Genomic DNA, 26,464 nt, shown 5'->3' with positions numbered 1-26,464 from the left:
CTGACGTGGAGCTGATCGATGGCCGGACTCTACTCCGCGAACACCCTTCCGGAGGAGGGTCCGTCAGGCCCGCGCTGTGCCCCGGAACGTCCGGTTCCCCCCTTTGGGGGACCCCGGCACTGGGCCGTACGAGCAGCGCACATGCTCTTGACACACCGAACGGCACCCCCCGGAGTGAGCACGAGATAAGCGACCGACATAATGTCGGTCGTGGCGACTGCAACAGCAACAGATACCGGGCACGCACACCCGTCGGTCAATCGACCGAACCTCACCAGCGTCGGAACCATCATCTGGTTGAGTTCCGAGCTGATGTTCTTCGCGGCCCTCTTCGCGATGTACTTCACCCTGCGATCGGTGACCGGCGCGGAGCACTGGAAGGAAATGGCGTCCTCGCTGAACCTTCCGTTCTCGGCGACGAACACCACGATCCTGGTGCTCTCCTCCCTCACCTGCCAGCTCGGCGTCTTCGCCGCCGAGCGCGGCGACGTGAAGAAGCTGCGCACCTGGTTCACGATCACCTTCGTGATGGGTGCCATCTTCATCGGCGGCCAGGTCTTCGAGTACACCGACCTCGTGAAGAAGGACGGGCTCTCGCTCTCCTCCGACCCGTACGGCTCGGTGTTCTACCTGACGACCGGCTTCCACGGCCTGCACGTGACGGGCGGTCTGATCGCCTTCCTGCTGGTTCTGGGCAGGACGTACGCGGCCAAGAGGTTCACCCACCACCAGGCGACGGCGGCCATCGTCGTGTCCTACTACTGGCACTTCGTCGACGTGGTGTGGATCGGCCTCTTCGCCACGATCTACTTGATCAAGTAATCGGTCCCGTCCCGCACCGGACCAACAGTCCAGATCGACGCAGAAGATCCTGACACCGGGGTAATCCGTGAAAAAGCTCTCCGCACGACGACGCCATCCGCTGGCGGCGGTCGTCGTCCTACTCTTCGCGCTGGCGGTCACTGGGGGGCTGTACGCCGCGTTCGCGCCGGCGGACACGGCCAAGGCCGATGGAACCGCCCAGTCCCTCGCCATCGAGGAGGGCAAGAAGCTCTATTCCGTGGGCTGCGCAAGCTGCCACGGCACCGGCGGTCAGGGCACCAGTGACGGCCCGAGCCTCGTCGGCGTGGGCGCCGCGGCCGTGGACTTCCAGGTCCGCACCGGCCGCATGCCGCTCCAGCAGCAGGGTGCCCAGGCCCCCCGCAAGAAGGCGATCTACTCGCAGGCCGAGACCGACCAGATCGCCGCGTACATCGCCTCGCTGGGCGCCGGCCCCTCGGTCCCGACCAAGGATCAGTACAGCCCGGACGGCGCGGACATCGCCAAGGGCGGGGAGCTCTTCCGCACCAACTGCGCCCAGTGCCACAACTTCACCGGTAAGGGCGGTGCGCTCTCCAACGGCAAGTTCGCCCCCTCGCTTGAGGACGTCGACCCCAAGCACATCTACGAGGCCATGCAGACCGGCCCGCAGAACATGCCTTCCTTCCCCGACACGACGCTGTCGGAGAAGAACAAGAAGGACATCGTCGCGTACCTCGACACGGTCAACAGCAGCAAGTCGGAGAGCCCGGGCGGCCTCGAGCTGGGCGGGCTCGGCCCGGTCAGCGAGGGTCTGTTCGCGTGGATCTTCGGCTTGGGCGCGCTGATCGCAGTAGCCATCTGGGTCGCGGCCCACACCGCTAAGGCCAAGAAGTCATGAGTAGCCAAGACATTCCAGAAGAGAACCTGCCGAGCACGCAGGACGCACACGGCGGCGCCGTGACGAAGACGGCCGGCGACCCGTTCGCCGACCCCGGCCTGCCGCCCCACGAGCCCCGCATCCAGGACGTGGACGAGCGGGCGGCCCAGCGCTCCGAGCGCGTGGTCGCCTTCCTGTTCCTGCTCTCGATGCTGGCCACGGTCGGCTTCATCGCCTCCTACGTGGCCCTGCCGGTCGACAAGATCGTCTACATCTTCCCGATCGGTCACATCAGCGCCCTGAACTTCGCGCTGGGCATGACCCTCGCGGTGGCGCTGTTCTGCATCGGCGCGGGCGCGGTCCACTGGGCCCGCACCCTGATGTCGGACGTGGAGGTCGCCGACGAGCGGCACGCCATCGCCGCCGAGCCGGACGTCAAGGCCAAGGTCATGGCGGACTTCAAGCAGGGCGCTGAGGAGTCGGCCTTCGGCCGCCGCAAGCTGATCCGCAACACCATGTTCGGCGCGCTGGCCCTGGTGCCGCTCTCCGGCGTGGTGCTGCTGCGCGACCTCGGACCGCTGCCGGGCACCAAGCTCCGGAAGACCGCCTGGTCCGAGGGCAAGATGCTGATCAACCAGAACACGCTGCAGCCGCTGCGTCCCGAGGACATCCAGGTCGGGTCCCTCACCTTCGCCATGCCCGAGGGCATGAAGGAGGAGGACCACGACTTCCAGAAGGAGATCGCCAAGGCCGCCCTGATGATCGTCCGGCTCCGCCCGGAGAACATCAAGGACAAGCGCGAGCTCGACTGGTCGGCGGACGGCATCGTCGCGTTCTCCAAGATCTGCACCCACGTCGGCTGCCCGATCAGCCTCTACGAGCAGCAGACGCACCACGTGCTGTGCCCCTGCCACCAGTCCACCTTCGACCTCTCCGACGGCGGACGCGTGATCTTCGGCCCGGCCGGCCACGCCCTTCCGCAGCTGCGGATCAAGGTCAACGACAAGGGCTACCTTGAGGCCATGGGCGACTTCGCCGAGCCCGTCGGTCCTGCCTACTGGGAGCGCGGATGAGCACTACGACTGACAACCGCCGCAAGGCACCCGCAGGCGAGCGGGTAGCCGACTGGGCCGACGGCCGCCTGGGGATCTACTCCCTGGCCAAGGCCAACATGCGGAAGATCTTCCCGGACCACTGGTCCTTCATGCTGGGTGAGGTCTGCCTCTACAGCTTCGTCATCATCATCCTCACGGGTGTGTACCTGACGCTGTTCTTCCACCCCAGCATGGAAGAGGTCGTCTACCACGGCTCGTACGTCCCCATGCAGGGCATGCGGATGTCCGAGGCGTTCCAGTCGACGCTGAACATCAGCTTCGACATCCGTGGCGGTCTGCTCATCCGGCAGATCCACCACTGGGCGGCGCTGATCTTCCTCGCCGGCATGTTCGTGCACATGATGCGCGTGTTCTTCACGGGTGCGTTCCGCAAGCCGCGTGAGGTCAACTGGCTGTTCGGCTTCCTGCTGTTCGTCCTGGGCATGTTCACCGGTTTCACCGGTTACTCGCTCCCGGACGACCTGCTCTCCGGCACCGGTGTCCGCTTCATGGAGGGCGCGATCCTGTCCGTGCCGATCGTCGGCACGTACATCTCGATGTTCCTCTTCGGCGGTGAGTTCCCCGGCTCGGACTTCGTGCCGCGGTTCTTCTCGATCCACGTCCTGCTGCTGCCGGGCATCATGCTCGGTCTGCTCGTGGCCCACCTGATCCTCGTGATCTACCACAAGCACACGCAGTTCCCCGGCCCGGGCCGCACCAACAAGAACGTCGTCGGCCTCCCGCTGATGCCGGTCTACATGGCCAAGGCCGGTGGCTTCTTCTTCCTGGTCTTCGGCGTCATCGCGGCCGTCGCGGCGATCGCCACGATCAACCCGATCTGGGCCATCGGCCCGTACCGCCCGGACCAGGTGTCCACCGGCGCCCAGCCCGACTGGTACATGGGCTTCTCCGAGGGCCTCATCCGCGTGATGCCGGGCTGGGAGATCAACCTGTGGGGCCACACCCTGGTCCTCGGCGTCTTCGTGCCGCTGGTGATCTTCCCGCTGGTGCTGGCCGCCATCGCGGTGTACCCGTTCATCGAGTCCTGGGTCACCGGCGACAAGCGGGAGCACCACCTGCTGGACCGCCCGCGCAACGCCCCGACGCGCACCGCCTTCGGTGCCGCCTGGATCAGCTGGTACTTCGTGCTGCTGATCGGTGGTGGAAACGACCTCTGGGCCACCCACTTCCACCTGTCGATCAACGCCATCACCTGGTTCGTCCGCATCGGCTTCTTCGTGGTGCCGGTCCTGACGTTCATCGCGACCCGCCGGATCTGCATGAGCCTGCAGCGCCGCGACCGCGACAAGGTGCTGCACGGCCGCGAGTCCGGCATCATCAAGCGCCTGCCGCACGGTGAGTTCGTCGAGGTCCACGAGCCGCTCTCGCAGGAGCAGCTGCACACCCTCACGGCGCACGAGCAGCCCAAGCCGCTCGAGCTGGAGCCGGAGTTCGACGAGAACGGCGTGGCCCGCAAGGCCGGCGCCGGGCAGCGCCTGAAGGTGAAGCTCTCCAAGGGCTTCTACGGCGAGGGGACCCAGATCCCCAAGGCCACCCGCGAGGAGTACGAGGAGATCACGAGCGGCCACGGCCACCACTGATCTCCGGGCTAACGCCTGATCCACACTGATCGCTGATCGCCACAGCGAGAGCCCCGTCCAGCTCCCCCAGCTAACGCTGGGAGGTGCCCCCAGGACGGGGCTCTTCGCTGTCTCCGGGGGTGGATAGGCTGGGCGGGCAGAGCCCTCGGGACGAACCCGGCTCTCCGGACCGACCACCAGGAGCGTGGACCATGAACGTTGTGACCCCGGCAGGCGGCGACAGCGCGGTGGCCCCCTCCTGGCCGGGCCTGCTGGACGCCCTCCTCACCGGCCGTGACCTCACCGCCGACGACACCGCCTGGGCCATGGACCGGATCATGCGCGGCGAAGCCACCGGCGCCCAGATCGCGGGCTTCCTGGTCGCCCTGCGCGCCAAGGGCGAGACGGTCGCCGAGATCTCCGGCCTGGTCCGCACGATGTACGGGCACGCCCGGCTGATCGAGGTGCCCGGCCCCAGCGTGGACATCGTGGGCACCGGCGGCGACGGCGCCAAGACGGTCAACATCTCCACCATGTCCTCGATCGTCGTGGCCGGCACCGGCACGAAGGTCGTCAAGCACGGCAACCGCGCGGCGTCCTCCGCCAGCGGGGCCTCGGACGTCCTGGAGAAGCTGGGCGTCAACCTCGACCTCACCCCGAAGCGCGTCGCGGAAGTGGCGGAGGAGGCCGGGATCACCCTGTGCTTCGCCGTGACGTTCCACCCGGCGCTGCGGCACGTGGCCGCAGCACGGCGCGAGCTGGGCATCCGCACCACCTTCAACGTGCTGGGCCCGCTGACCAACCCGGCCAAGGTGCGGGCGCAGGCCACCGGCGTCGCGGACGCGCGGATGGCGCCGATCCTCGCCGGGGTGCTCGCCGAGCGCGGCTCCACGGCGCTGGTCTTCCGCGGCGACGACGGCCTCGACGAGCTCACGACGACCGCGACCTCGCGGGTGTGGGTGGTCTCCGGCGGCACGGTCCGCGAGGAGACCTTCGACCCGCGGGACGTGGGCATCGAGCTGGTGCCCGTGGAGGCGCTGCGCGGGGCCGACGCGTCGTACAACGCGGATGTGGCGCGGCGGCTGCTGGCGGGGGAGACCGGGCCCGTACGGGACGCGGTGCTGCTGAACTCCGCCGCGGCGCTGGTCGCGTTGGCTCCCACGCAGGCGCCGCTGGCGGAGCAGATCTCCGCCGGGCTGGTGCGCGCCGCGGAGTCCATCGACTCCGGTGCGGCGCGGCGGGCGCTGGAGCGCTGGGTCACCGCGAGCAACGCCTGATCGTCTCGCCCCGCGGAACGGCTGTTCCGCGGGGCGATCACGTATGCCATACTCCTCGGCAAGGTCACGAGTGACAGCGATCAGGCCCCGGCTTGCTGTCCGGCAACCCTCCTTCCGTGGCGGGGTGCCCCGGGTGATGACCAGGCCGCAGGCAGCGAGGTCTGCGGCAAGCGCGGATCCCTCGCCAGGGATCCTGGTTGCCGAGGGAGATCCTTCCGTGGTTCAGCGAATGCGTTAGGGCTCTAAGAGCCCCTTTTCCGCGCACCCTCTTTTCCTTTCCCGCGCCCGTCGCGCGGTGGAATTCGCCTGCCTTTTTACGGGAGTTCGCCATGTCTGTCTCCACCCTTGCCACCGATCAGGCCATTTGCACCCCTCTGCCGGTTCTGGGCAGTGATGTCCGCGTGCCGCTGGTCACCGGGGGAGAGGTGCCGTACGCGGCGCTGGACTACGCGGCCAGCGCGCCCGCCCTCCAGCGCGTGTGGGACGACGTGGCGGCGTACGCGCCCTACTACGGCAGTGTGCACCGCGGCGCGGGGTACCTCTCGCAGCTGTCCACCGAGCTGTTCGAGAACAGCCGGGCGGACGTCGCCGCGTTCCTCGGCTGCCGGGACGGCGACCAGGTCCTCTTCACCCGCTCGACCACCGACTCCCTCAACCTGCTCGCCGCCGTACTCCCCGCCGGGACGCGGGTGTTCGTCTTCGAGACCGAGCACCACGCGGCGCTCCTGCCCTGGCAGCGGCGCGCGGACGTCGCCGTGACCTACCTGGACGCGCCCCGCACCCCGGCGCAGGCGGTCGAGATCCTGGAGCGGGAGCTCGCGGCCCGCGAGCCGTACGGCCCGGCGCTCGTGTGCGTGACCGGCGCGTCCAACGTGACCGGCGAACTGTGGCCCGTACGGGAGCTGGCGGCGGCCGCGCACGCGCACGGCGCGCGGATCGTGGTCGACGCGGCCCAGCTCGTGCCGCACCAGCGGGTGGACATCGCCGAGCTGGACGCGGACTGGGTCGCCTTCTCCGGGCACAAGCTCTACGCGCCCTTCGGCGCGGGCGTGCTCGCCGGGCGCGCGGACTGGCTCCGGGACGCCGAGCCCTATCTGGCGGGCGGGGGCGCGAGCCGCAGCGTCGCGCGGGGCGCCTCCGGTGAGGTGCGGGTCGACTGGCACGAGGGCGTCGCCCGGCACGAGGCCGGCTCGCCCAACGTCATCGGTGCCTACGCCATCGCCTCCGCCTGCAAGGCGCTCGCCGAGGCGGGTTTCGACCGGCTCGCGGAGCGGGAGCGGGAGCTGATCGCCCGGGTGCGGGAGGGGCTCGCGGCGGTGCCGGGGGTGCGGGTGCTGTCGCTGTTCGGGCCGGACGCCCCGAGCGTGGGCGTGCTCTCCTTCACCGTCGACGGCTGGAACAGCTCGCACTTCGCGGCGGCGCTCTCCGCGGAGTACGGGATCGGCGTCCGCGACGGCCTCTTCTGCGCGCACCCGCTGGTCCGGACGCTGGTGGGCGGCGACGCCGCTGCCGAGGGGGAGTGCGGTGCGGTGGACGAGGGCGCCCCGCTGAACGCGATCCGGGTCAGCTTCGGGGCGGGCACCCCGGACGAACACGTCGACCGCTTCGTGACGGCGGTCGGCGAACTCGTCCGCCACGGCGCGAAGTGGTCCTACCGGACCGAAGGCGGGCGCTGCGTACCGGTCGTCTGACGGCGGGGCCGCCGGACCGGCGTACGGCTACGCCTCCAGGCCGATGGCGAACGCCGCCTCGAGGTCGTGCTGCGAATACGTGCGGAACGCGATGTGCGTCTCCGTCGACGCGACGCCCGGGACCTTGCTGATCCTGCCCGGGATGACGTCGGCCAGATCGTCGTGGCGGGCCACCCGGACCATGGCGATCAGGTCGTGCGCCCCGGTCACCGAGTACACCTCGCTCACGCCCTCGATCGCCGCGATCTGCTCGGCGATCTCGGGGATCCGGTCGACGTCGGTCTTGATCAGGACGATCGAAGTGATCACGGCGGGCTCCTATCGGGGGTCGGGGGGCAGCCCCGCTTCACTCTAGTCGTACGCCCGTACCTCGCCCACGCGTACAGGAAGCCGAGGGCGAAGCCCACGACGTGGGCGAGGTAGGCGACGCCGGGCCGGTCCCCGGCCGTGCGGGCGGCGAGCCACTGGAGGGCGAACCAGAAGAGCAGCACGGCCCAGGCGGGGAACCGCAGGGGCAGGAAGAAGAGGAACGGGAAGAGACTGGTGACGCGGGCCCGGGGAAAGAGGTAGAGGAAGGCTCCGAGCACTCCGGAGATCGCCCCGGAGGCGCCGACCAGCGTCCGGTCGGAGCCGGCGTGCACGACGGCGTAGCCGAGCAGTGCCAGCACCCCGGCGGTGAGGTAGAAGAGGGCGAAGGCTCCGCGGCCCATGCGGTTTTCGGCCATGGCGCCGAAGACATAGAGGAAGAGCATGTTCCCGAGCAGATGCAGCCAGTTGCCGTGCACGAAGAGCGCGGTGAGCGGGGTGATCAGCTCCCTCACGGGCCCGTGCCAGAGCTCCTCCGGCACCACTCCCCAGCGCTCGAAGTAGGCGGCCTGCGCGGCCAGGAGGCTGCTGCCGCTGCCGGGGCCGCCGGACAGGGTGACCGTGAGGCCCGACGCGGGGCCGAGCAGGAACACCACGGTGCAGGCGCCGATGAGGCCGTAGGTGACGAGGGGAGCCCCCTCCGGCTTTCCGAACATGAGCAGATCATGACGTACCAGCAGTAAAGCGCACAGAGTGCCTCGCCGGGCCGCCGAAGCGGGCCTGCGCTCCGCGCCGCATGACCATCAGGCCGTAGGGTTACGGGAAGCACACCCGCAGTTCGATGGACTTGACGAGGACGGACGACACGATGGGCGTTCCCCAGCCGACAGCCGGGACCCGGTGGCGCTGCGCGCTGTGCGGCAATCTCACCCGGTTCGATGTGACGCGTACGACCAAAGCCGTGGATTTCGTTCACCTCGACCTTTCCGGTGAGCCGAGCGTGGAGGAGCGCGAGGTGGTCAGTGAGACCATCGAGTCCGTGCGTTGCCGCTGGTGCAACGCGGTCGACCAGGTCGAGCTGGTGGACCGGCCGGGCGCGAACGCCTGAAGAACGGGAGCGATGAGCGGTGGTGGAGCACACGGGTGGCGCGGAGGCGGCCGGTGGACCTGGTGACACCGGTGGGACCGACGGCGCTGCCGAGGTGCTCGACCGACCGTTGCCGGAAGGCGTGCGGCGCCGGGTCGTCGGGCTCGTGGCGGAGGCGTTCGGCGGGCTGACCGTCGCCGAACTCCCCGCGGCGCTGCGGCAGTACGCCCGGTTCACGCCGAGCCGGCGGGCCAAGTTCGCGGGCAATGCGATGGCGGCGGCGGTGGAGAACGACGCCGCCTTCCGCCAGCGCATCTCGGCCCGGCTGCGCGAGACGGGCTCGGAGCTCGCCGAGGCGCTGGACGCGGGTTCGCCCCCGGCGGCCGCCGACCCGGAGGACGTGGCCGCCATGGCCTACGTGCTGCGGCCCACCGGCTGGGTCAAGCTCGTGACGGCGGCCGGCGAGGAGGCGCTGCGGGCGACCGCGGAGCGCGCCGGCGAGGAGGCCCAGCGCGAACTGCGGCGCCTGCGCGAGGAGCTGGCGGAGGCGCGGGCCGCGGCCCGCGCCGAGACCGAGCGGATCCGCGCCGAGCTGGAAGCCGCCCGCAGGGAAGCCGATTCGCTCCAGCGCAAGCTGCGCAGCGCCGTGGCCGACGTGCGGCGCGGCGAGGCCGCCCTGCGCAAGGCGGAGGCCGAGCTGGAGTCCGTACGGGCGGCCGGCGCGGCCGAGAAGGCGGCGGCGCTGGGGGAGAGCCGGCGGCTCAAGACGCGGCTGTCGGAGGCCGAGGCCGCGCTGGAGGCGAGCCGCCGGGCGGTGCGCGAGGGCCGCAGCGTGGAGGACATGCGCCTGCGCCTGCTGCTCGACACCGTGCTGGACGCGGCCCAGGGCCTGCGGCGCGAGCTGGCGCTGCCGCCCGCCTCCGTGCACCCGGCGGACACGGTGGACGCCGTGGAGCCCGGCCGGATGACCCCGAAGGACATCGCCACGCGCGCCCTGTCCGAGACCGACCCGGCGCTCCTGGACCAGCTGCTGGCGCTGCCCCAGGCGCACCTCGTGGTCGACGGCTACAACGTCACCAAGACCGGCTATCCGACGATGCCGCTGGACAAGCAGCGGCTGCGGCTGCTGGGCGGGCTCGCGATGCTGGCCGCGCAGACGGGCGCCGAGGTCACGTGCGTCTTCGACGGGGCCGAGCTGGCCGCGCCCGTCCTGCTCGCGCCGCCGCGCGGGGTGCGGGTGCTCTTCAGCAAGCCCGGGGTCACCGCCGACGAGCTGATCCGCCAGCTGGTGCGGGCCGAGCCGCCGGGCCGGCCGGTCGTGGTGGTCTCCACCGACCGCGAGGTCGCGGACGGCGTCGCGAAGGTGGGCGCCCGGCCCGTCGCATCCGCCCTCCTCCTCAAGCGACTTGCCCGTACCTGACCGTCAAGCCGCCGTCACCGGCTGTGTCATGTTGGTAAAGCTTCGCTTGGGGCGCGAGATTTTTCTGATGAGGATTTGAACGGATCGCTCCGGGGTCACTAAGGTCGGGCCTCGAACCTTCGCCCGGTTGATCATCCAATAGGGGTGACGGTGAAGGTCCCGCCCGGACCGCCGCCTTCGGCGCGCGGTGGCGGCCGAGGAAGAAGGAGCTCGTCTCCGTGGCGTCCCACCGTCGACCCAAGCAGCCGGGCCGCGCCCGGGTGACCGTCCTGACGGCGACCGCGGCCGCAGCCGTCGCCCTCACCTCGCAGGCCGCGCACGCCGATCCGAAGGCCTCCAAGTCGGAGGTCAAGGAGAAGGTCGACAAGTACTACGAAGAGGCCGAGCAGGCCACGGAGAAGTACAACGGGGCCAAGGAGAAGCAGGACAAGCTCGACCAGCAGGTCACCGATCTCCAGGACAAGGTCGCCCGCGGCCAGGAGGAGATCAACAAGCTGCGCGACAGCCTCGGTTCGCTGGCCACCGCGCAGTACCGCAGCGGCGCCGTCGACCCCTCGCTCCAGCTGCTCCTCTCCTCCGACCCCGACGGCTACCTCGACAAGGCCTCGACGCTCAACCAGGTGAGCGCCAAGCAGGCCAGCACCCTCAAGCAGATCTCCGAGAAGCAGCGCGTGCTCAAGCAGCAGCGCCAGGAGGCCACCGGCAAGCTCAAGGACCTCGCGGAGACCCGCAAGGTGCTGGGCGAGCAGAAGGAGTCCGTCCAGGAGAAGCTCGCCGCGGCCAAGGAGCAGCTCAACACCCTCACCGCCGCCGAGCGCGCCGAGGTCGTGGGCGAGAAGGACAAGGCCGACGGCGGCAAGGGCGGCGACGGCTCCCGCGCCGGCCGCGACAGCTCCCGCCCGGACCTCGGCAAGGACGTGCCCACCTCCGGCCGCGCCGCCGCGGCCCTCGCCGCCGCCCAGGGCAAGATCGGCTCCCCCTACGTGTGGGGCGCGACCGGCCCGGGCTCCTTCGACTGCTCCGGGCTGACCGGCTGGGCCTACGCCCAGGCCGGCGTCACCCTGCCGCGCATCTCCCAGGACCAGGCCAACGCCGGCACCCGCATCTACGACCAGAGCCAGCTCAAGCCCGGCGACCTGGTGCTCTTCTACGGCGACCTGCACCACATCGGCCTCTACGCGGGCAACGGCATGACCCTGCACGCCCCCAAGCCGGGCGCGAACGTCCGCTACGAGTCGATGGGCAACATGCCCTTCCAGTTCGGCGTCCGCATAGGCTGACGGACCGGCCCGCCGCTGGGCCGAATGGCTGACCCGCCGCCCGTTCGGGCGAATCGCGGTGGCCCGCGCTGACTCCACGCCCCGCCGGTGACCTGCGTCTCCGGCGGGGCGTCCGCATTCCCGTCCCATTCCCACCCCCGCCGGTCTTTGAACGCGGGGTGAGCGCGCCGCTACTGTCCGGCGTGCGGTACGACACGTCCCGGACCGCGCCCGCAGAGCAGCAACTGAAGGGAGTGCGGCGCCCGTGGCGTCCCATCGCCGTTCTTCGCAGTCCGGTCTCACCCAGACCGTCCGGGTCACCGTCCTGTCCGCCGCCGTGGCCACGGCCGCGGCCGCCATGGCGCCCCCGGCCGGAGCGCGGCCCAGCGACACCGCCCGCGACGACCGGTCCGGCGGGACCGTCAAGTCACAGGTCGACCGGCTCTACGAGCAGGCGGAACGAGCCACCGAGAAGTTCAACGAAGCGGGCGAGCACGCCGGCGAGCTCCGCCGGAAGGTCGCCGAGGCCACCGACCGCGTGGCCCGCGGCCAGGAGCGCGTCAACCGCATGCGCACCGCCCTCGGCATGATCGCCACCGCGCAGTACCGCACCGGCGCCGTCGACCCCGCCCTCCAGCTCCTCCTCTCCTCCGACCCCGACGGCTACCTGGACCGCGCCGCCACCCTCGACCGCGTCTCCGACCGCCAGAGCGAGCAGCTCAAGGCCCTCCTCGGCGCCCAGCGGGCCCTCCGCCAGGAGCGCACCGAGGCCGCCCGCATGCTGGGCGAGCTGGAGGAGACCCGCAAGGCCGTCGAGCACCACAAGCACGAGGTCGAGGGCAAGCTCGCCACGGCCCGCCGGCTGCTGAACGCCATGCCCGAGGCCGACCGCCGGGAGTACGCGCGGGCCTCGCGCTCCGGCGGCACGCGGACCCTGGACGACCACTCGGGCGGCGGCCTCCTCGGCGGCCTCCAGGACCTCACCGCCGCCTCCGGCCGCGGCGCCGCGGCCGCCATGGCCGCCCGCTCCGCCGTCGGCTCGCCCTACGCCTGGGGCGCGAACGGGCCGGGCGCCTTCGACTGCTCCGGGCTCATGCAGTGGGCGTACGGGCGGGCCGGGGTCGGCCTGCCGCGCACCTCCCAGGCGCAGCGCAACGCCGGCCGGCATGTCCCGCTGTCCGAGGCCCGCCCCGGCGACCTCGTGATCTACCGCGACGACGCCAGCCACGTGGGCATGTACGTGGGCAACGGCCAGGTCGTGCACGCGCCCTACCCCGGTGCCCGCGTGCGCTACGACCCGGCCAACATGATGCCGATTTCGTCCGTGACCCGGCCGTGAGCGCGCCCTGAGCGCACGCCGGGGGGCGTGCGGCTCGTACGATGCGGGACGTGACGGGCCGGTGGTGGAGGAGCGGACGCGGGGGCACGCGCGCGGGCAGCCGCGGGCCGGCCCGCCGGGCGGCGTGCGGCCTGGCCGCCGCCCTGCTGGCCCTCCAGGCCGCCCTGACCGGCTGCTCCGCCCTCTCCGGCGACGACGGCGGCCGGGACCGGGCCCTGCAAGGCGCCCTGGACCGGTGGGCCGCCGCCCTCCGCGACCGCGACGAGAACGCCTTCCTGGCGGCCGTCGACCCCGCCGCCGACGCGTACCGGGCCGAGCAGCGCCGCGTCTTCGCCAACCTCGCCGCGGTGCCGCTCGCCGCCTGGGACTACCGCCTCGTGCGCACCGGCGGCTTCGCCCCCGAGCGGGGCGACGGCGGCGGGCGGCGCGTCGCCGCCGAGGCCGAGCTGCGGTACCGGCTGGCCGGCTACGACGGTGTGCCCGTCACCACGCGCACCCGGCTCACCCTCGTCGAGCGCGGCGGTCGGTGGTACGTGGCCGCGGAGACCGCTCCGCGGGGTGGCGGGCAGCTGTGGCAGCAGGGCCCCGTCACCGTCGTCCGCGGCGAGCGCAGCCTCGTCCTCGGCGTCGGCCAGGACCGCGAGCGGCTGCGCGCCCTCGCCGACCTCGCCGACAAGGCCGTGCCCGCCGTGGGCGCGGCCTGGCACGCCGGGCCGCGGGAGTGGCCCGGGCGGGTCGTCGTCGAGATGCCGGCCTCCCTGGAGCGGATGGCCGCCCTGCTCGACTCGCCCGTCTCCAACTACCGCGGGATCGCCGCCGTGACCACGGGCGAGGCCGGCGGCACGGGGGCGGCCGCGCCGGCGGACCGCATCATCGTCAACCCCGAGGCGTACGGCGTGCTCGGCGAGTTCGGGCGGCGCATCGTCCTCACCCACGAGACCGCGCACGTCGCCACCCGCGCCAGGACGACGAAGGCCACGCCGCTGTGGCTGTCCGAGGGCTTCGCCGACTGGGCCGCCTACCGCGGCACCGGGCGCACCGCGCGGCAGGCCGCGCCCGAGCTCGCCCGCGCCGCCGCGGCGGGCGCGCTCCCCCGGGAGCTTCCCGGGGACCCCGACTTCGGCTTCGCCGGGGAGGCGGGGAAGCTGGCCCGCGCGTACGAGGAGGGGTGGCTGGCCTGCCGCCTGATCGCGGAGCGCTGGAGCGAGGAGAAACTCGTCGCGTTCTACCGCGCGGTGGGCGCGCACGGTCACCGCGACGGGGCCGTGGAGACGGCCCTCCGCAACGTTCTGGGCATCTCGCCCGCGGAGTTCACCGAGCGCTGGCGAACGTACGTGACGGAGCAGCTCGGCTCGGGCTGACGGTGCCGCTCGGCGACGGGCCTCCCGTCCGCCAGGCATCTTGCCGCAGGCAAGAAATATCCGCCGCGACGGCGAGCAACCCCCACGGCGTGGACCGGCGGTGCCGAACGCAGCTCAACCCCTAGCCCGCCAGGAGTGCCGGTTCCTTCTCCGCGGGAGGGTCGTCCGGGGTGTCCGGAGTCTCCGGCGGGGACACCGTCTCCCGCCACAGCCGTGCGCACGAGATCAGCGTCGCCACCACCAGCAACCCGTTCCGCAGCGTCAGCGTGGCCACGCCCAGCTTGTCGCTGGCGACCACGTGCGAGAACCAGATCGGGAACTCCAGCTGCGTCAGCGGCGCGGCCAGCAGGACCAGGGCGATGGGCAGCCGCTGCCGCCTCGTGCCCATCGTCAGGCACACGGCCGCCAGCCCGAGCAGCCAGACCACGTACTGCGGGCTGATCACCCGGCTGGTCGTGGTGAACAGCAGCACCGACGCGAACGCGGCCTCGTACGGCGTGCACGCCGTGAACCGCCGCGCCCGCACCCGCCACAGCAGCAGCCAGGCGAACGCCAGCACGCTCAGCACGAGCGCGAGCCGGCTCATGGTGTGGACGTACGGGCCGAGGAACTCCACGGAGCCGTAGTGCAGCCTCGCGTGCCCGTGCCAGCCGGCGTGCCGCCCCAGGTGGAAGACCAGGGAGCCCAGGGACTCCACCTCCGTGCCCCGGTCCCGCTGGAAGGTCAGGAACGCCAGCGCCCCCGGCATCGTGGCCGCGAACACCAGGCCGAGCACCGCGGCCGTCATCGCCGCCGCTCCCCACGCCGCCCGCGTCCGGGGCCCCCGCGGCGTGCCGACCAGCAGCAGCACCGGCCACACCTTCAGCAGCGCCCCGAAGGCCGTGAGGGCGCCGGAGAGCCGGGCCCTGCGCCCGGCCGCCAGCAGGGCGGCGACCGCGACGGCCGTCACCATCACGTCGTAGCGGGCGTAGACGATGGGGCCGAGCAGCGGGACGCCCACCACCCACGCCCACACCCCGGAGGCCGGGCGCCGCCCGTCCCGCACCGCGTACAGCAGCAGCGCATAGACCGCCGCGTCCGCGAGGAAGCACACGACGAAGAAGGCCGGGGCGTAGTCGAGGAACGGCAGCAGGCCGGGGGCGAGCACGGCGAGGGCGGCGGCGGGCGGGTACTGCCAGGTGACGTCGTCGTACGGGAAGGTGCCGGTCCGCAGCACCCCGTACCAGCCCTGGTAGATCACCTCGATGTCGACGGAGACGTCCGACCCCGGCATCACCCACACCCGCAGCACGCACATCAGCAGCACGGCCCGGGTGACGGCCCACGCCGCGACCGAGAGCCGCAAACCCCTGCCCGCCATCATTCACCTCGCCCTTCACGGTCACTACACGCTGTACGCGCGCCGCTACTGCAAGGCATGATGCCGCCCCGGCCGGTCCAGACGCCGTGACGTGGCGGGACGGGGCCCCGACTGCCCCCGATCGCACCCGGTACTGTCGGACGGCGATGGACAAGACTCTCGTCGTCACCAACGACTTCCCGCCCCGCCCCGGCGGCATCCAGGCGTTCCTGCACAACATGGCGCTGCGCCTGGACCCGTCGGGCATCGTCGTCTACGCCTCCACCTGGAAGCGCGGCCAGGAGGGCGCGGAGGCCACCGCACGCTTCGACGCCGAGCAGCCGTTCCCGGTCGTCCGCGACCGCACCACGATGCTGCTGCCGACGCCACGGGTGACCCGGCGCGCCACGGACCTGCTGTGCGAACACGGCTGCACCTCGGTGTGGTTCGGGGCCGCGGCCCCGCTCGGGCTCATGGCCCCGGCGCTGCGCCGGGCGGGCGCCCGCCGCCTGGTCGGCACGACGCACGGGCACGAGGCCGGCTGGGCGCAGCTGCCCGCGTCGCGGCAACTGCTGCGGCGCATCGGCGAGGGCACCGACACCCTCACCTATCTGGGTGAGTACACCCGCTCGCGGATCGCCTCCGCGCTGACGGACGAGGCGGCGGCCCGCATGGTGCAACTGCCGCCCGGCGTGGACGAGAAGACCTTCCACCCCGGCTCCGGCGGCGACGAGGTCCGCGCCCGGCTCGGCCTCGCGGACCGGCCCGTGGTGGTGTGCGTCTCGCGGCTGGTGCCGCGCAAGGGCCAGGACACGCTGATCCTCGCCATGCCCCGGATCCTGGCGGCCGTTCCGGACGCGGTGCTGCTCGTCGTCGGCGGCGGCCCGTACGAGGACGACCTGCGGAAGCTGGCCGCGGAGACGGGTGTCGCGGGCTCCGTCCGCTTCACGGGCGCCGTGCCGTGGGAGGAACTGCCCGCGCACTACGGGGCGGGCGACGTCTTCGCGATGCCCTGCCGCACGCGCCGCGGCGGCCTCGACGTCGAAGGGCTCGGCATCGTCTACCTGGAGGCGTCGGCGACGGGCCTGCCGGTCGTCGCCGGGGACTCGGGCGGGGCGCCGGACGCCGTCCTGGAGGGCGAGACGGGGTACGTGGTGAAGGGCGGCTCGCCTGCCCAGGCCGCGGACCGCATCGTGACGCTGCTGAAGGACCCGGAGCTGCGCGCGCGCATGGGTGCGCGGGGGCGGCGGTGGGTCGAGGAGAAGTGGCGCTGGGACCTCCTGGCCGAGCGCCTCAAGACCCTCCTCTGACTGCCCCGGAACGTAAGGAGGGCCGGCATCGCCGGCCCTCCTTACGCGTTTTCCGGATCAGGCGTCAGCCGCGGTAGATCGCCTCGATCTCGTCGGCGAAGTCCTTCGCGACGACGTTCCGCTTCAGCTTCAGCGACGGCGTCACGTGCCCGGACGCCTCCGTGAACTGCGCGGGCAGGATGCGGAACTTCCGCACCGACTCCGCCTTGGAGACCGCCGCGTTGCCGTCGTCGACGGCCTTCTGCACGTCCGCCAGCAGGTCCGCGTCCTCGGCCAGCTCGGCCGGCGTCATCCCGGCCGGCTTGCCGTGGTCGGCGAGCCAGCGCGGCAGGAAGTCCTCGTCGAGGGTGATGAGCGCGCCGACGAAGGGGCGGGCGTCGCCGACGACCATGCACTCGGCGATCAGGGCGTGCGCCCGGATGCGGTCCTCGATCACGGCCGGGGCGACGTTCTTGCCGCCCGCGGTGACGATGATCTCCTTCTTGCGGCCGGTGATCGTGAGGTAGCCGTCCTCGTCGAGGGTGCCGAGGTCGCCGGTGTGGAACCAGGCGTCGGACAGCGCCTCCTCGGTGGCCGCCTCGTTGTTCCAGTAGCCCTGGAAGAGGTGCTCGCCGTGCAGCAGCACCTCGCCGTCGTCGGCGATGCGCACGACCGAGCCGGGCAGCGGCTGGCCGACCGTACCGATCTTCGGCCGGTCCCAGGGGTTGAACGCGGTCGCGGCGCAGGACTCGGTGAGGCCGTAGCCCTCCAGGACCGTGAAGCCGATGCCGCGGTAGAAGTGGCCCAGGCGCTCGCCGAGCGGGGCGCCGCCGGAGATGGCGTGCGTCGCCCGGCCGCCCAGGACCGCCCGCAGCTTGCTGTAGACGAGCTTGTCGAAGACGGCGTGCTTGATGCGCAGGCCCAGGCCCGGCCCGGACGGGGCGTCGAGGGCACGGCTGTAGGCGATGGCGGTGTCCGCGGCCTTGTCGAAGATCTTGCCCTTGCCGTCGGCCTGGGCCTTGGCGCGGGCGCCGTTGTAGACCTTCTCGAAGACGCGGGGCACGCCCAGGATCAGCGTCGGGCGGAAGGCGGCCAGCTCGTCCGTCAGATTGCGGATGTCGGGCACGCAGCCCAGGCGGATCGGGGCGAGCATCGCGGAGATCTCCACCAGCCGGCCGAAGACGTGGGCCGTGGGGAGGAAGAGCAGGACGGACGACTCGCCCGTGTTGAACAGCGGCTTGAGCCGCTCCACGGCGTTGCCGCACTCCGCGAAGAACGCGCGGTGCGTCAGGACGCAGCCCTTGGGGCGGCCCGTGGTGCCGGAGGTGTAGACGATGGTCGCGGGCGAGTCGGCGTTCGCCAGCGCGCTGCGCTCGTCGACCTCCTCGTCCGTGACGGCGGCGCCGGCCTCGCGCAGCTGCGCGACCCCGCCGGCCTCGATCTGCCAGACGTGCGCGAGCTCGGGCAGCCGGTCCTTCACGGACTCGACGGCCGCCTCGTGCGCGGCGGTCTCCACGACGCAGGCGACGGCGCCGGAGTCGCTGAGGATCCACTGGATCTGCTCGGGCGAGCTCGTCTCGTACACGGGCACGGTGACGCCGCCGGCGCTCCAGATCGCGAAGTCCAGCAGCGTCCACTCGTAGCGCGTGCGGGACATCAGCCCGACCCGGTCGCCCGGCCGCACACCGGAAGCGATCAGGCCCTTGGCCGCTGTCCGGACCTCGGCGAGGAACCCGGCGGCGGTGACGTCCTCCCACCGGCCGCCGGTCTTGCGCCCTATGACGGCGACATCGGGGCGCTGCGCGGCGTTGCGGCGGATCAGATCCGTCAGGTTTCCGTCCGCAGGGACCTCATAGAGGGCCGGAAGGCTGAACTCGCGCAAGACTGCTGCTCCTCGTCGGGCGCCGGCGCCGCCGCGTCTTCGAGGGGCGCTGCTCGGCTGCGGTCCATGATCAGGCAAGGGGGGTAGTGGACTGCCCGGACGTTACCCACCAGTACGGCTTTCGAATAGGGGGCTGCGCCCAGATGTTCTCTGCGTCACATGCCGCGGGACTGCTTCGACGCACCCTAGCCCCTCAGTTCGGTGACCCGGAAGTAACCACCGGAGTAACCGCAGGTCGCAGCCCTTCCGGAGGTCCGGGGGCAGCGCCTAGGGTGATCGGTATGGAGGCGCTATGAGGGTTCACGTGGTCAGCGACGTGCACGGCAACAGCACCGCCCTGGCACGGGCGGGCGACGGCGCCGACGCCCTGGTCTGCCTGGGCGATCTGGTCCTCTTCCTCGACTACGACGACCACTCGCGCGGCATCTTCCCCGAGCTCTTCGGCGTCGAGAAGGCCGACCTGATCGTCGAGCTGCGCACCGCCCGCCGCTTCGCCGAGGCCCGCGAGCTCGCCCGCAGCCTGTGGCACGGTATGGACCGGGACGCCGCGATCGAGGCCGCCGTCCGCAAGCAGTACGCCGAGCTCTTCGCCGCCTTCCCCGCCCCCACGTACGCCACCTACGGCAATGTCGACATCCCCCGGCTCTGGCCGGAATTCGCCCAGGACGGCACGACCGTCCTCGACGGCGAGCGCGCCGAGATCGGCGGTCTCGTCTTCGGCTTCGTCGGCGGCGGCCTCCCCTCGCCCATGCGCACCCCCCACGAGATCTCCGAAGAGGAGTACGCGGCCAAGGTCGCGGCCCTCGGCCACGTGGACGTGCTCTGCTCCCACATCCCGCCCGACGTGCCCGAACTCTGCTACGACACCGTCGCCCGGCGCTTCGAGCGCGGCAGCTCCGCCCTCCTCGACGCCATCCGCGCCACCTCGCCCCGGTACGCCCTCTTCGGCCACGTCCACCAGCCGCTCGCCCGCCGGATGCGGATCGGGGCGACGGAATGCGTCAACGTCGGCCACTTCGCCTCCACGGGCACACCCTGGGTGCTGGAGTGGTGACGGGCAGCGCGATGTAGCCTTCAGCGGCAGGACACCAGGCGGCGGACCGGTACGGAGGAGCCACGGAGATGGCGGAACACACGAGCTCGAGCATCACGATCGAGGCGACCCCTGCCGAGGTGATGGCCGTGATCGCCGACTTCGGCCGCTACGCGGAGTGGACCGGCGAGGTGAAGCAGGCCGAGGTGCTGGAGAGCGACGAGCAGGGCCGCGCCACGCAGGTGCGCCTCGTGCTGGACGCGGGCGCCATCAAGGACGACCACGTGCTCGCCTACAGCTGGCCCGAGCCGAACGTGGTCCGGTGGTCGCTGGTCAAGTCGCAGATGCTGCGCCAGATCGACGGCTCCTACAGCCTCGCCCCGGTCGCCGGCGGCGAGCACACCGAGGTCACCTACCAGCTCACCGTCGACGTCAAGATCCCCATGCTCGGGATGATCAAGCGCAAGGCGGAGAAGGTCATCATCGACCGCGCCCTCGACGGCCTCAAGAAGCGCGTCGAGAGCGGCGCCGCTTCCTGACCCCGGGCGCGCCCACCGCACCCGTACCCGTACGTCCACCCGTACGTCACCGCTGGAGGCTCCCCCCTTGCGCACGGTCCTCGTCACCGGTCCCGGCGGCGCGGGCCGCACCACCGCCGCGGCGGCCACGGCCCTCGCCGCGGCCCGCGAGGGGCGGCGCGTCCTGCTCCTGACCGCCGACCGCGGCCCCGCGCCCGAAGCCGTCCTCGGCACCGCCCTGCCCGCACCCGGGCCGGGCGACGGCGCGCTCTGGGGCCCGCCGGCCGAGGCGGCGCCCGGGCTGCACGCCGCCCGCATCGCCACCGGCGAGCACTTCCAGGACCGCGCCCGCGACCTCCAGGACCGCGGCGCCTCCCTCTTCGACCTGCTCGGTGCGAGCCCCCTCGACCCCGAGGAGCTCACCGAGCTCCCCGGCGCCGAGCCCCTCGCGCTCCTCACCGCCCTGCGCGCCGCCCACGAGGAGCGCGCCTGGGACCTGCTCGTCGCCGACATGCCGCCCCTGCACGCCACGGTGCGGCTCCTCGGCCTCCCCGAACAGCTGCGCCGCTACCTGCGCCGGCTGCTGCCCGCCGAGCGGCAGGCCGCCCGCGCCCTGCGCCCGATGCTCGCCCAGCTCGCCGGCGTGCCCATGCCCGCCCAGCGGCTGTACGAGACCGCCGAGCGCCTGGAGGCCGAGCTCGCCGCCGTCCAGGACGTCCTCGAAGCGGACGGCACGACCGTGCGGCTCGTCGCCGAACCCGGCCCCCTCGCCGTCGGCGAACTGCGCCTGGCCCGCGCCGCGCTCGCCCTCCAGGGCTGCCGCGTCGACGCCCTCGTCGCCAACCGGCTGCTGCCCGGCGCCACGGGCGACGCCGCCCCCGGCGACCCCTGGCTCGCGGCCCTCGCCGCCGAGCAGCTCACCGCCCACAAGACGCTGCACGAGGAGTTCCTCGTCGACGGCGTCACCGTCTGCGAACTGCCGCACCTCGGCCGCGGCCCCCGCGGCCCGCACGACCTCACCGAGCTCGCCGGACGCGCCCGCTCGACCACCATCGGCGTGGCCGCCGGAGGAAACGGTTCGGCCGGCGGCTTCGGCGTCATACCCGGCGGCGGCCTCACCGACGAGCTCGACGGCTGGAACGGCGCCGGCGCCGCCGGCGAACCGGCCGTCGAGGACCGCCTCGCCACCGACGGCGTGCTGCTGTGGCGCCTCCCCCTGCCCGGCGCCGCCCGCGACGAACTCGACCTCCTGCGCCGCGGCGACGAACTCATCGTCGGCGTCGGCCCGTTCCGCCGCGTCCTGCCCCTGCCCTCCGCGCTGCGCCGCTGCACCGTCTCGGGCGCCGGACTGCGGGACGGGGCGCTGTGCGTGCGCTTCACCCCCGACCCCGACCTGTGGCCGAGGCCCTGATGAACAGCGCTGCCTGAACGGCACCCCGCCCTTCGGGTAACGTCGAAGAAAACCCCTGTTGCAGGAGCCAGGAGGCGCTGCCATGAGCGATCACACCGAGCGCCCCGCACCCGAGGCGGCGCCCGACCCCGATGCCTGGGAGCAGGCCTGCGCCGAGGACCTCGCGGCCGAGCGCGCCCGCCGCCGCGCCCAGCAGGGCCGGCAGCCCGGCACCGCCGCCGAGGAGCTGCGCAAGCTCGTCGACGCCGTGGCCGACAAGGTCTCGGGCATCCAGCTGTCCGGCGGCGGCACCGCCCAGGTCGTCGTCCAGCAGGTCATCGCCCAGGCCAAGGCCGCCGCCCTGCCCGTCATCGAGCGCAACCCCGACGTCTTCGACCACCTCGCCTCCGCCGGCTCCGAACTCCTGGCCGCCTACCGCGCCGCCGTCCAGGGCCAGGAGGCCCGCTGGGTGCGCGACGAGCCCGTACGGGGAGCCGAAAGGCCCCCCGGGCCCCGCGGAGATGACGGGGGCAAGGGCGGGAGCGAACGCATCGACCTCGACTGATCTCCGGCTCCGGTACGGTGGGGCCCGGCGGGGTTCGAGCGAAAAACTGAGGGACACATGGGACTCACCATCGGCGTCGACATCGGCGGCACGAAGATCGCGGCCGGTGTGGTCGACGAAGCGGGCAGCATCCTCGCGACGTGCAAGGTGCCGACCCCGCCGACCCCCGAGGGCGTCATCGACGCCATCGCGGACGCGGTGCGCACGGTCAGCGAAGGCTTCGAGGTCGAGGCCGTCGGCATCGGCGCCGCCGGATACGTGGACGACAAGCGGGCCACCGTCCTCTTCGCCCCGAACATCAACTGGCGCCACGAGGCGCTCAAGGACAAGGTCGAGCAGCGCGTCGGCCTCCCCGTCGTCGTCGAGAACGACGCCAACGCCGCCGCCTGGGGCGAGTACCGCTTCGGCGCCGGCCAGGGCCACGACGACGTCATCTGCATCACCCTGGGCACCGGCCTCGGCGGCGGCATCATCATCGGCAACAAGCTGCGGCGCGGGCGCTTCGGCGTGGCCGCCGAGTTCGGCCACGTCCGCGTCGTGCCGGACGGCCTGCTCTGCGGCTGCGGCAGCCAGGGCTGCTGGGAGCAGTACGCCTCGGGGCGCGCGCTCGTCCGCTACGCCAAGCAGCGCGCCAACGCCACCCCGGAGAACGCCGCGATCCTGCTGGGTCTCGGCGACGGCACGGTCGAGGGCATCGAGGGCAAGCACATCAGCGCCGCCGCCCGGCAGGGCGACCCGGTCGCCATCGACTCCTTCCGCGAGCTGGCCCGCTGGGCGGGCGCGGGCCTGGCCGACCTGGCCTCGCTCTTCGACCCCTCCGCGTTCATCGTCGGCGGCGGCGTCTCGGACGAGGGCGACCTCGTGCTCGACCCCATCCGCAAGTCCTTCAAGCGCTGGCTGATCGGCGGCCAGTGGCGCCCGCACGCGCAGGTGCTGGCCGCGCAGCTCGGGGGCAAGGCGGGGCTGGTCGGCGCGGCGGACCTGGCCCGGCAGGGCTAGCGCTCTTTTCCGCCGCCAGGCGTTCTTCTCCGCCGCAGCGGACATCAATCACGATGGCGCATCCCGGCGGTGCCGGACTCGGCTCACGTGGGGTCGGCACCGCCGGATACCGCCGTCTCGCATCCCGCCGTTGCGGCGGAGAGGAGTGATGGAGCGGAATGAGTCCAGAAGCGGGGACGGGCGCGGAAGGCCTGCCAGACCTCCCGGCATCGCGTACCGAGCCTGACGGCTCGGTCACCGTACGCGTGCTCAGCTACAACATCCGCTCCATGCGGGACGACGTCGAGGCCCTCGCCCGGGTGATCCGGGCCTGCCGGCCCGACGTCGTCTGCGTTCAGGAGGCGCCGCGCTTCTTCCGCTGGCGCAAGGCCGCCGCCCGGCTCGCCCGGACCTCCGAGCTCGTGTACGTCTCGGGCGGCGCCACCGCCTCCGGCCCCATGGTCCTCGCCTCGCTCCGCGCCCACGTCGAGCGCACCGAGGACGTCCTCCTGCCTCGTACCCCCGGCCTCCACCAGCGCGGCTTCTCGACGGCCGTGCTGCGGTTCGGCCGGGCCCGGCTCGGGGTGCTCAGCGCACACCTGAGCATCAAGGACCGGGAGCGCTACGAGCAGGGCCGGCTGCTCCTCGACCGGCTGGCCGCCCTGGACGTGCCGTACGCCGTCGCCGCGGGCGATCTCAACGACCGCCCCGACGGCCGCACGTTCGGCCTGCTCGCGGACGCCCTTCAGGACGGCTGGGCGACGAAGCCGTGGGGGCGGGAGCACACCACCCGGCTGGGTGATCCGTTGCAGCGGATCGACGCGGTCTTCGCGACGCCGGGCGTGGAAGTGCTGGGGTGCGGGGTGCCGATGGGGCTGCCCGGTGTGGCGGAACGCGACCTCCGGGCCGCCACGGATCACCTGCCGGTGCTGGCGGCCCTGCGCGTGCCGGCCGCGTAGGGCAGGCACGTCGCCCGGCCGCGGCGGAAAGAACGTGTCCGCCGCGACGGCGAAGTACCACTGCGGCGAGAGTCCGGCGGAATGCGCGACCGCCGTCGCCGTACGTGCTCGCGCTAGACGACCGCGCCGCGCCCCGGGTCGTCGTCCTCCTCGTCGCTGTCCTTCATCCGCAGGACGAGCGTCGCGAAGCCGCCCAGGAAGCCGCCGATGCCGATGGTGGTCAGCCACCACGTGAGCGGATGTTGCAGCAGCACCATGATCAGGAGGAGCAGCGGGCCGCCCAGCACGGCGATCCAGGCGAAGCGTGCCGTGACGTCGCCGGTGGGCAGGGGCGGCGGCTCGGGCGGGATGAAGTGGCCCTCGTCCGCATCCGCCTCGACCGCGTCGTCGTCGGGCGGCTCCGGCGTGCTCCAGTCGCGGGGCCCGACGCCGGGCGCGTAGACGATGAAGCTGCCCGGAGCCTCCTCCCGCGGGGGAGACGGCGGCCCGGCGGGGGCGTCCTTCTCCGCCTTCTCCGCCTTGCCCTCCCCGGCCCCGCCCCCGGCAGGGGCACCCGTACCGGCCTCGGTGCCGTCGCCGCCCGTGGCGGGCCAGCGGCCGGTCTCCGGATCGGGCTGTTCCCCGTACGCGGCGACGAGCTCCGCCCAGGCCGCGTCCTCGTCGAGCGGGTCGCGGCTCTCGTCGCGGCCCGCGTCACGCTCAGCCACGGGCGGCCGTCCCCTCCTCGGAGCCGACGCCGGAGAGCCGGCCGATGAACGCGTAGGTGTCCGCGAAGATGCGCTCCGCGTCGTGGTCGAGCGTGGCCACGTGGTAGCTGCGCTCCAGGAGCCGCTCGGTGACGTCCCGCGAGGAGACCCGGGCCAGGATGCGGGCCGAGTCGGCGGGCGGCACGACGTGGTCCTCGGGGCTGTGCATGAGCAGCAACGGCTGGGTGACCTGGGGCAGTTCGGCGTCGACGAGCTGGAAGAAGCGGCGCAGCGAGTGCGCGGCGTGCAGCGGCACCCGGTCATAGCCGACCTCCGCGGAGCCCGGCTTGGCGATGTCGCTGGCGATGCCCTTCGTGGAGCGCACGAAGTGGCGCACGACGGGCAGCGCCTTCGCGGCGGCGCCGTGGACCTTGTTGCCCGGGTTGACGAGCACGACGCCGCTGACCGCGTCCCCGTGGCGGGCCGCGAGCCGCAGGGCCAGGGCCCCGCCCATCGACAGGCCGCACACGAACACCCGGGAGCAGCGCTCGCGCAGCTCCCGCAGTGCGTGGTCGACCTCCGCGTACCAGTCCTGCCAGCCGGTGAGCTGCATGTCCTGCCAGCGGGTGCCGTGGCCCGGCAGCAGCGGCAGCGAGACGCTCAGGCCGCGCTCTGCCAGATGGTCGGCCCAGGGCCGCACGGACTGCGGGGAACCGGTGAAGCCGTGACACACGAGGACGCCTACCTCTCCGCCTTCGTGGCGGAACGGCTCGGCTCCGGGGAGGAGCGGCACCGGGATCTCCGATCGGGGACGCGAGGGTGTATGGGAGGACACAGAGGGTCCGGCCCTCAGCGTACGCGGAGCGCCGCACGGCGGGTAGGCAGGTTAAGGTCTCCTCGTCACTACAGGAGGTTCTCGGTTGTTCTACGGCGCTATGAAGGTGTCCATCGGCGGGTCGCTGAAGCTTGCCTTCCGGCCGTGGGTGGAGGGCCTGGAGAACATCCCGGCCGACGGGCCCGCGATCCTCGCGAGCAACCACCTGTCGTTCTCGGACTCCTTCTTCCTCCCGGCGGTCCTGGACCGCAAGGTCACGTTCATCGCGAAGCAGGAGTACTTCACCTCCCCCGGAGTCAAGGGAAAGCTGACGGCGGCCTTCTTCAAGGGCGTCGGCCAGCTGCCCGTGGACCGTTCGGGTGCCCGCGGCGCGGGTGAGGCCGCGGTCAAGAGCGCCATGGAGGTGCTGGCGCGCGGTGAGCTCTTCGGCATCTACCCGGAGGGCACGCGTTCCCCCGACGGCCGCCTCTACCGGGGCAAGCCGGGCGGGCTCGCCCGGGTGGCCCTGCTGTCCGGGGCGCCGGTGATCCCCGTCGCCATGATCGACACCGAGAAGGTGCAGCCCCCGGGCAAGGTGCTGCCCAAGATGGTGCGCCCGGGCATCCGGATCGGCGAGCCCCTGGACTTCAGCCGCTACCACGGCATGGACGGCGACCGCTTCATCCTGCGCTCCGTGACCGACGAGGTCATGTACAAGATCATGGAGCTTTCGGGCCAGGAGTACGTGGACATCTACGCGACCGCCGCCAAGCGGCAGATCGCGGAGGATGCCAAGCGGAAGGCCGAGGAGGAGAAGGCGGCCAAGGCCGCCGGACTCGACAAGGCCGACCAGGCCGGCACGCCGGACGAGGGCGGCAAGTAAAGGGGAATCGGCAGCCGGTGCGCGGGGCGCCCGGCT

General features: G+C 72.4%; 25 protein-coding genes and 1 riboswitch. Of the genes, 19 read left to right on the top strand and 6 right to left on the bottom strand.

Annotated features, from left to right (window positions below):
* Positions 1-201: 201 nt before the first annotated feature.
* From ctaE to D7231_RS08180, 6 genes are all read left to right on the top strand, one after another.
* Positions 202-822 carry an aa3-type cytochrome oxidase subunit III gene (gene ctaE / locus D7231_RS08205; RefSeq protein WP_120754277.1) on the top strand — a complete coding sequence of 207 codons (621 nt, stop codon included), beginning with the start codon at positions 202-204 and terminating at the stop codon, positions 820-822.
* A gap of 67 nt (positions 823-889) precedes the next feature.
* Positions 890-1,699: a cytochrome bc1 complex diheme cytochrome c subunit gene (gene qcrC, locus D7231_RS08200; protein WP_120754276.1), complete on the top strand. Its 810-nt coding sequence runs from the start codon at positions 890-892 to the stop codon at positions 1,697-1,699.
* Positions 1,696-2,751, top strand: a complete 1,056-nt coding sequence (gene qcrA / locus D7231_RS08195) for a cytochrome bc1 complex Rieske iron-sulfur subunit (protein WP_120754275.1) — start codon at positions 1,696-1,698, stop codon at positions 2,749-2,751. The genes qcrC and qcrA overlap by 4 nt, the downstream gene beginning before the upstream one ends.
* Positions 2,748-4,373 (top strand): cytochrome bc1 complex cytochrome b subunit, encoded by a 1,626-nt coding sequence (qcrB, locus tag D7231_RS08190; RefSeq protein WP_120754274.1) that lies wholly within the window; start codon positions 2,748-2,750, stop codon positions 4,371-4,373. Before qcrA ends, qcrB begins: the two co-directional genes overlap by 4 nt.
* Positions 4,374-4,564: 191 nt before the next feature.
* A complete protein-coding gene (trpD, locus tag D7231_RS08185) occupies positions 4,565-5,629 on the top strand; it encodes an anthranilate phosphoribosyltransferase (protein ID WP_120754273.1) in 1,065 nt (354 codons plus the stop codon).
* Between the two features lie 62 nt (positions 5,630-5,691).
* A riboswitch (SAM riboswitch) is annotated at positions 5,692-5,808 on the top strand.
* Positions 5,809-5,958: 150 nt separating this feature from the next.
* A complete protein-coding gene (locus D7231_RS08180) occupies positions 5,959-7,320 on the top strand; it encodes an aminotransferase class V-fold PLP-dependent enzyme (protein WP_120754272.1) in 1,362 nt (453 codons plus the stop codon).
* A 27-nt stretch (positions 7,321-7,347) separates the two neighbouring features.
* Here D7231_RS08180 and D7231_RS08175 read toward each other — a convergent pair whose 3' ends face one another.
* Both D7231_RS08175 and D7231_RS08170 read right to left on the bottom strand, forming a co-directional pair.
* On the bottom strand, positions 7,348-7,629 hold the full coding sequence (locus D7231_RS08175) for an Lrp/AsnC family transcriptional regulator (RefSeq protein WP_030364653.1): 282 nt from the start codon (positions 7,627-7,629) through the stop codon (positions 7,348-7,350).
* Positions 7,626-8,342 (bottom strand): rhomboid family intramembrane serine protease, encoded by a 717-nt coding sequence (locus D7231_RS08170; RefSeq protein WP_120754271.1) that lies wholly within the window; start codon positions 8,340-8,342, stop codon positions 7,626-7,628. Before D7231_RS08170 ends, D7231_RS08175 begins: the two co-directional genes overlap by 4 nt.
* Before the next feature lie 152 nt (positions 8,343-8,494).
* Between D7231_RS08170 and D7231_RS08165 the strand changes: the two genes are divergently transcribed.
* The 5 genes from D7231_RS08165 (at position 8,495) to D7231_RS08145 (ending at position 14,092) form a co-directional block, all read left to right on the top strand.
* Positions 8,495-8,734, top strand: a complete 240-nt coding sequence (locus D7231_RS08165) for a hypothetical protein (protein ID WP_120754601.1) — start codon at positions 8,495-8,497, stop codon at positions 8,732-8,734.
* A gap of 19 nt (positions 8,735-8,753) precedes the next feature.
* On the top strand, positions 8,754-10,133 hold the full coding sequence (locus D7231_RS08160) for an NYN domain-containing protein (protein ID WP_120754270.1): 1,380 nt from the start codon (positions 8,754-8,756) through the stop codon (positions 10,131-10,133).
* 218 nt (positions 10,134-10,351) lie between these two features.
* On the top strand, positions 10,352-11,413 hold the full coding sequence (locus D7231_RS08155; protein WP_120754269.1) for a C40 family peptidase: 1,062 nt from the start codon (positions 10,352-10,354) through the stop codon (positions 11,411-11,413).
* Positions 11,414-11,657: 244 nt separating this feature from the next.
* On the top strand, positions 11,658-12,731 hold the full coding sequence (locus D7231_RS08150; RefSeq protein WP_120754268.1) for a C40 family peptidase: 1,074 nt from the start codon (positions 11,658-11,660) through the stop codon (positions 12,729-12,731).
* Positions 12,732-12,781: 50 nt separating this feature from the next.
* On the top strand, positions 12,782-14,092 hold the full coding sequence (locus D7231_RS08145; RefSeq protein WP_416385382.1) for a hypothetical protein: 1,311 nt from the start codon (positions 12,782-12,784) through the stop codon (positions 14,090-14,092).
* A 121-nt stretch (positions 14,093-14,213) separates the two neighbouring features.
* On the opposite strand, the gene D7231_RS08140 is transcribed toward D7231_RS08145, so the two are convergent.
* The gene (locus D7231_RS08140; RefSeq protein WP_228774711.1) at positions 14,214-15,452 is read right to left on the bottom strand and encodes a glycosyltransferase 87 family protein; all 1,239 of its coding nucleotides are present in this window, start codon (positions 15,450-15,452) and stop codon (positions 14,214-14,216) included.
* Between the two features lie 146 nt (positions 15,453-15,598).
* Between D7231_RS08140 and D7231_RS08135 the strand changes: the two genes are divergently transcribed.
* Entirely contained in the window at positions 15,599-16,741 is a 1,143-nt protein-coding gene (locus D7231_RS08135) for a glycosyltransferase family 4 protein (protein WP_120754265.1), read from the top strand.
* A 64-nt stretch (positions 16,742-16,805) separates the two neighbouring features.
* On the opposite strand, the gene D7231_RS08130 is transcribed toward D7231_RS08135, so the two are convergent.
* On the bottom strand, positions 16,806-18,602 hold the full coding sequence (locus D7231_RS08130; RefSeq protein ID WP_120754264.1) for an AMP-dependent synthetase/ligase: 1,797 nt from the start codon (positions 18,600-18,602) through the stop codon (positions 16,806-16,808).
* A 292-nt stretch (positions 18,603-18,894) separates the two neighbouring features.
* On the opposite strand from D7231_RS08130, the gene D7231_RS08125 reads away from it, so the two are divergent.
* The 6 genes from D7231_RS08125 (at position 18,895) to D7231_RS08100 (ending at position 24,045) form a co-directional block, all read left to right on the top strand.
* Positions 18,895-19,656, top strand: a complete 762-nt coding sequence (locus tag D7231_RS08125) for a metallophosphoesterase family protein (RefSeq protein WP_194960960.1) — start codon at positions 18,895-18,897, stop codon at positions 19,654-19,656.
* A gap of 68 nt (positions 19,657-19,724) precedes the next feature.
* A complete protein-coding gene (locus tag D7231_RS08120; RefSeq protein ID WP_120754262.1) occupies positions 19,725-20,174 on the top strand; it encodes an SRPBCC family protein in 450 nt (149 codons plus the stop codon).
* Between the two features lie 67 nt (positions 20,175-20,241).
* Positions 20,242-21,564 carry an ArsA family ATPase gene (locus D7231_RS08115; RefSeq protein WP_120754261.1) on the top strand — a complete coding sequence of 441 codons (1,323 nt, stop codon included), beginning with the start codon at positions 20,242-20,244 and terminating at the stop codon, positions 21,562-21,564.
* Between the two features lie 82 nt (positions 21,565-21,646).
* Positions 21,647-22,108: a DUF5304 domain-containing protein gene (locus D7231_RS08110; protein WP_120754260.1), complete on the top strand. Its 462-nt coding sequence runs from the start codon at positions 21,647-21,649 to the stop codon at positions 22,106-22,108.
* 57 nt (positions 22,109-22,165) lie between these two features.
* Positions 22,166-23,107, top strand: coding sequence for an ROK family glucokinase (locus D7231_RS08105; protein WP_030364667.1), 942 nt, complete (start codon positions 22,166-22,168; stop codon positions 23,105-23,107).
* A 158-nt stretch (positions 23,108-23,265) separates the two neighbouring features.
* Positions 23,266-24,045, top strand: a complete 780-nt coding sequence (locus D7231_RS08100) for an endonuclease/exonuclease/phosphatase family protein (protein ID WP_120754259.1) — start codon at positions 23,266-23,268, stop codon at positions 24,043-24,045.
* A 113-nt stretch (positions 24,046-24,158) separates the two neighbouring features.
* On the opposite strand, the gene D7231_RS08095 is transcribed toward D7231_RS08100, so the two are convergent.
* A complete protein-coding gene (locus tag D7231_RS08095; protein ID WP_120754258.1) occupies positions 24,159-24,752 on the bottom strand; it encodes a hypothetical protein in 594 nt (197 codons plus the stop codon).
* Positions 24,745-25,524: an alpha/beta hydrolase gene (locus D7231_RS08090; RefSeq protein WP_120754257.1), complete on the bottom strand. Its 780-nt coding sequence runs from the start codon at positions 25,522-25,524 to the stop codon at positions 24,745-24,747. The genes D7231_RS08095 and D7231_RS08090 overlap by 8 nt, the downstream gene beginning before the upstream one ends.
* Positions 25,525-25,651: 127 nt before the next feature.
* On the opposite strand from D7231_RS08090, the gene D7231_RS08085 reads away from it, so the two are divergent.
* Positions 25,652-26,428, top strand: a complete 777-nt coding sequence (locus D7231_RS08085) for a lysophospholipid acyltransferase family protein (RefSeq protein WP_120754256.1) — start codon at positions 25,652-25,654, stop codon at positions 26,426-26,428.
* Positions 26,429-26,464: the final 36 nt, after the last annotated feature.

Source organism: Streptomyces klenkii, assembly GCF_003626645.1.
Classification (GTDB): Bacteria; Actinomycetota; Actinomycetes; order Streptomycetales; family Streptomycetaceae; genus Streptomyces; species Streptomyces klenkii.
This window is presented reverse-complemented; position numbering and strand designations above follow the sequence as displayed.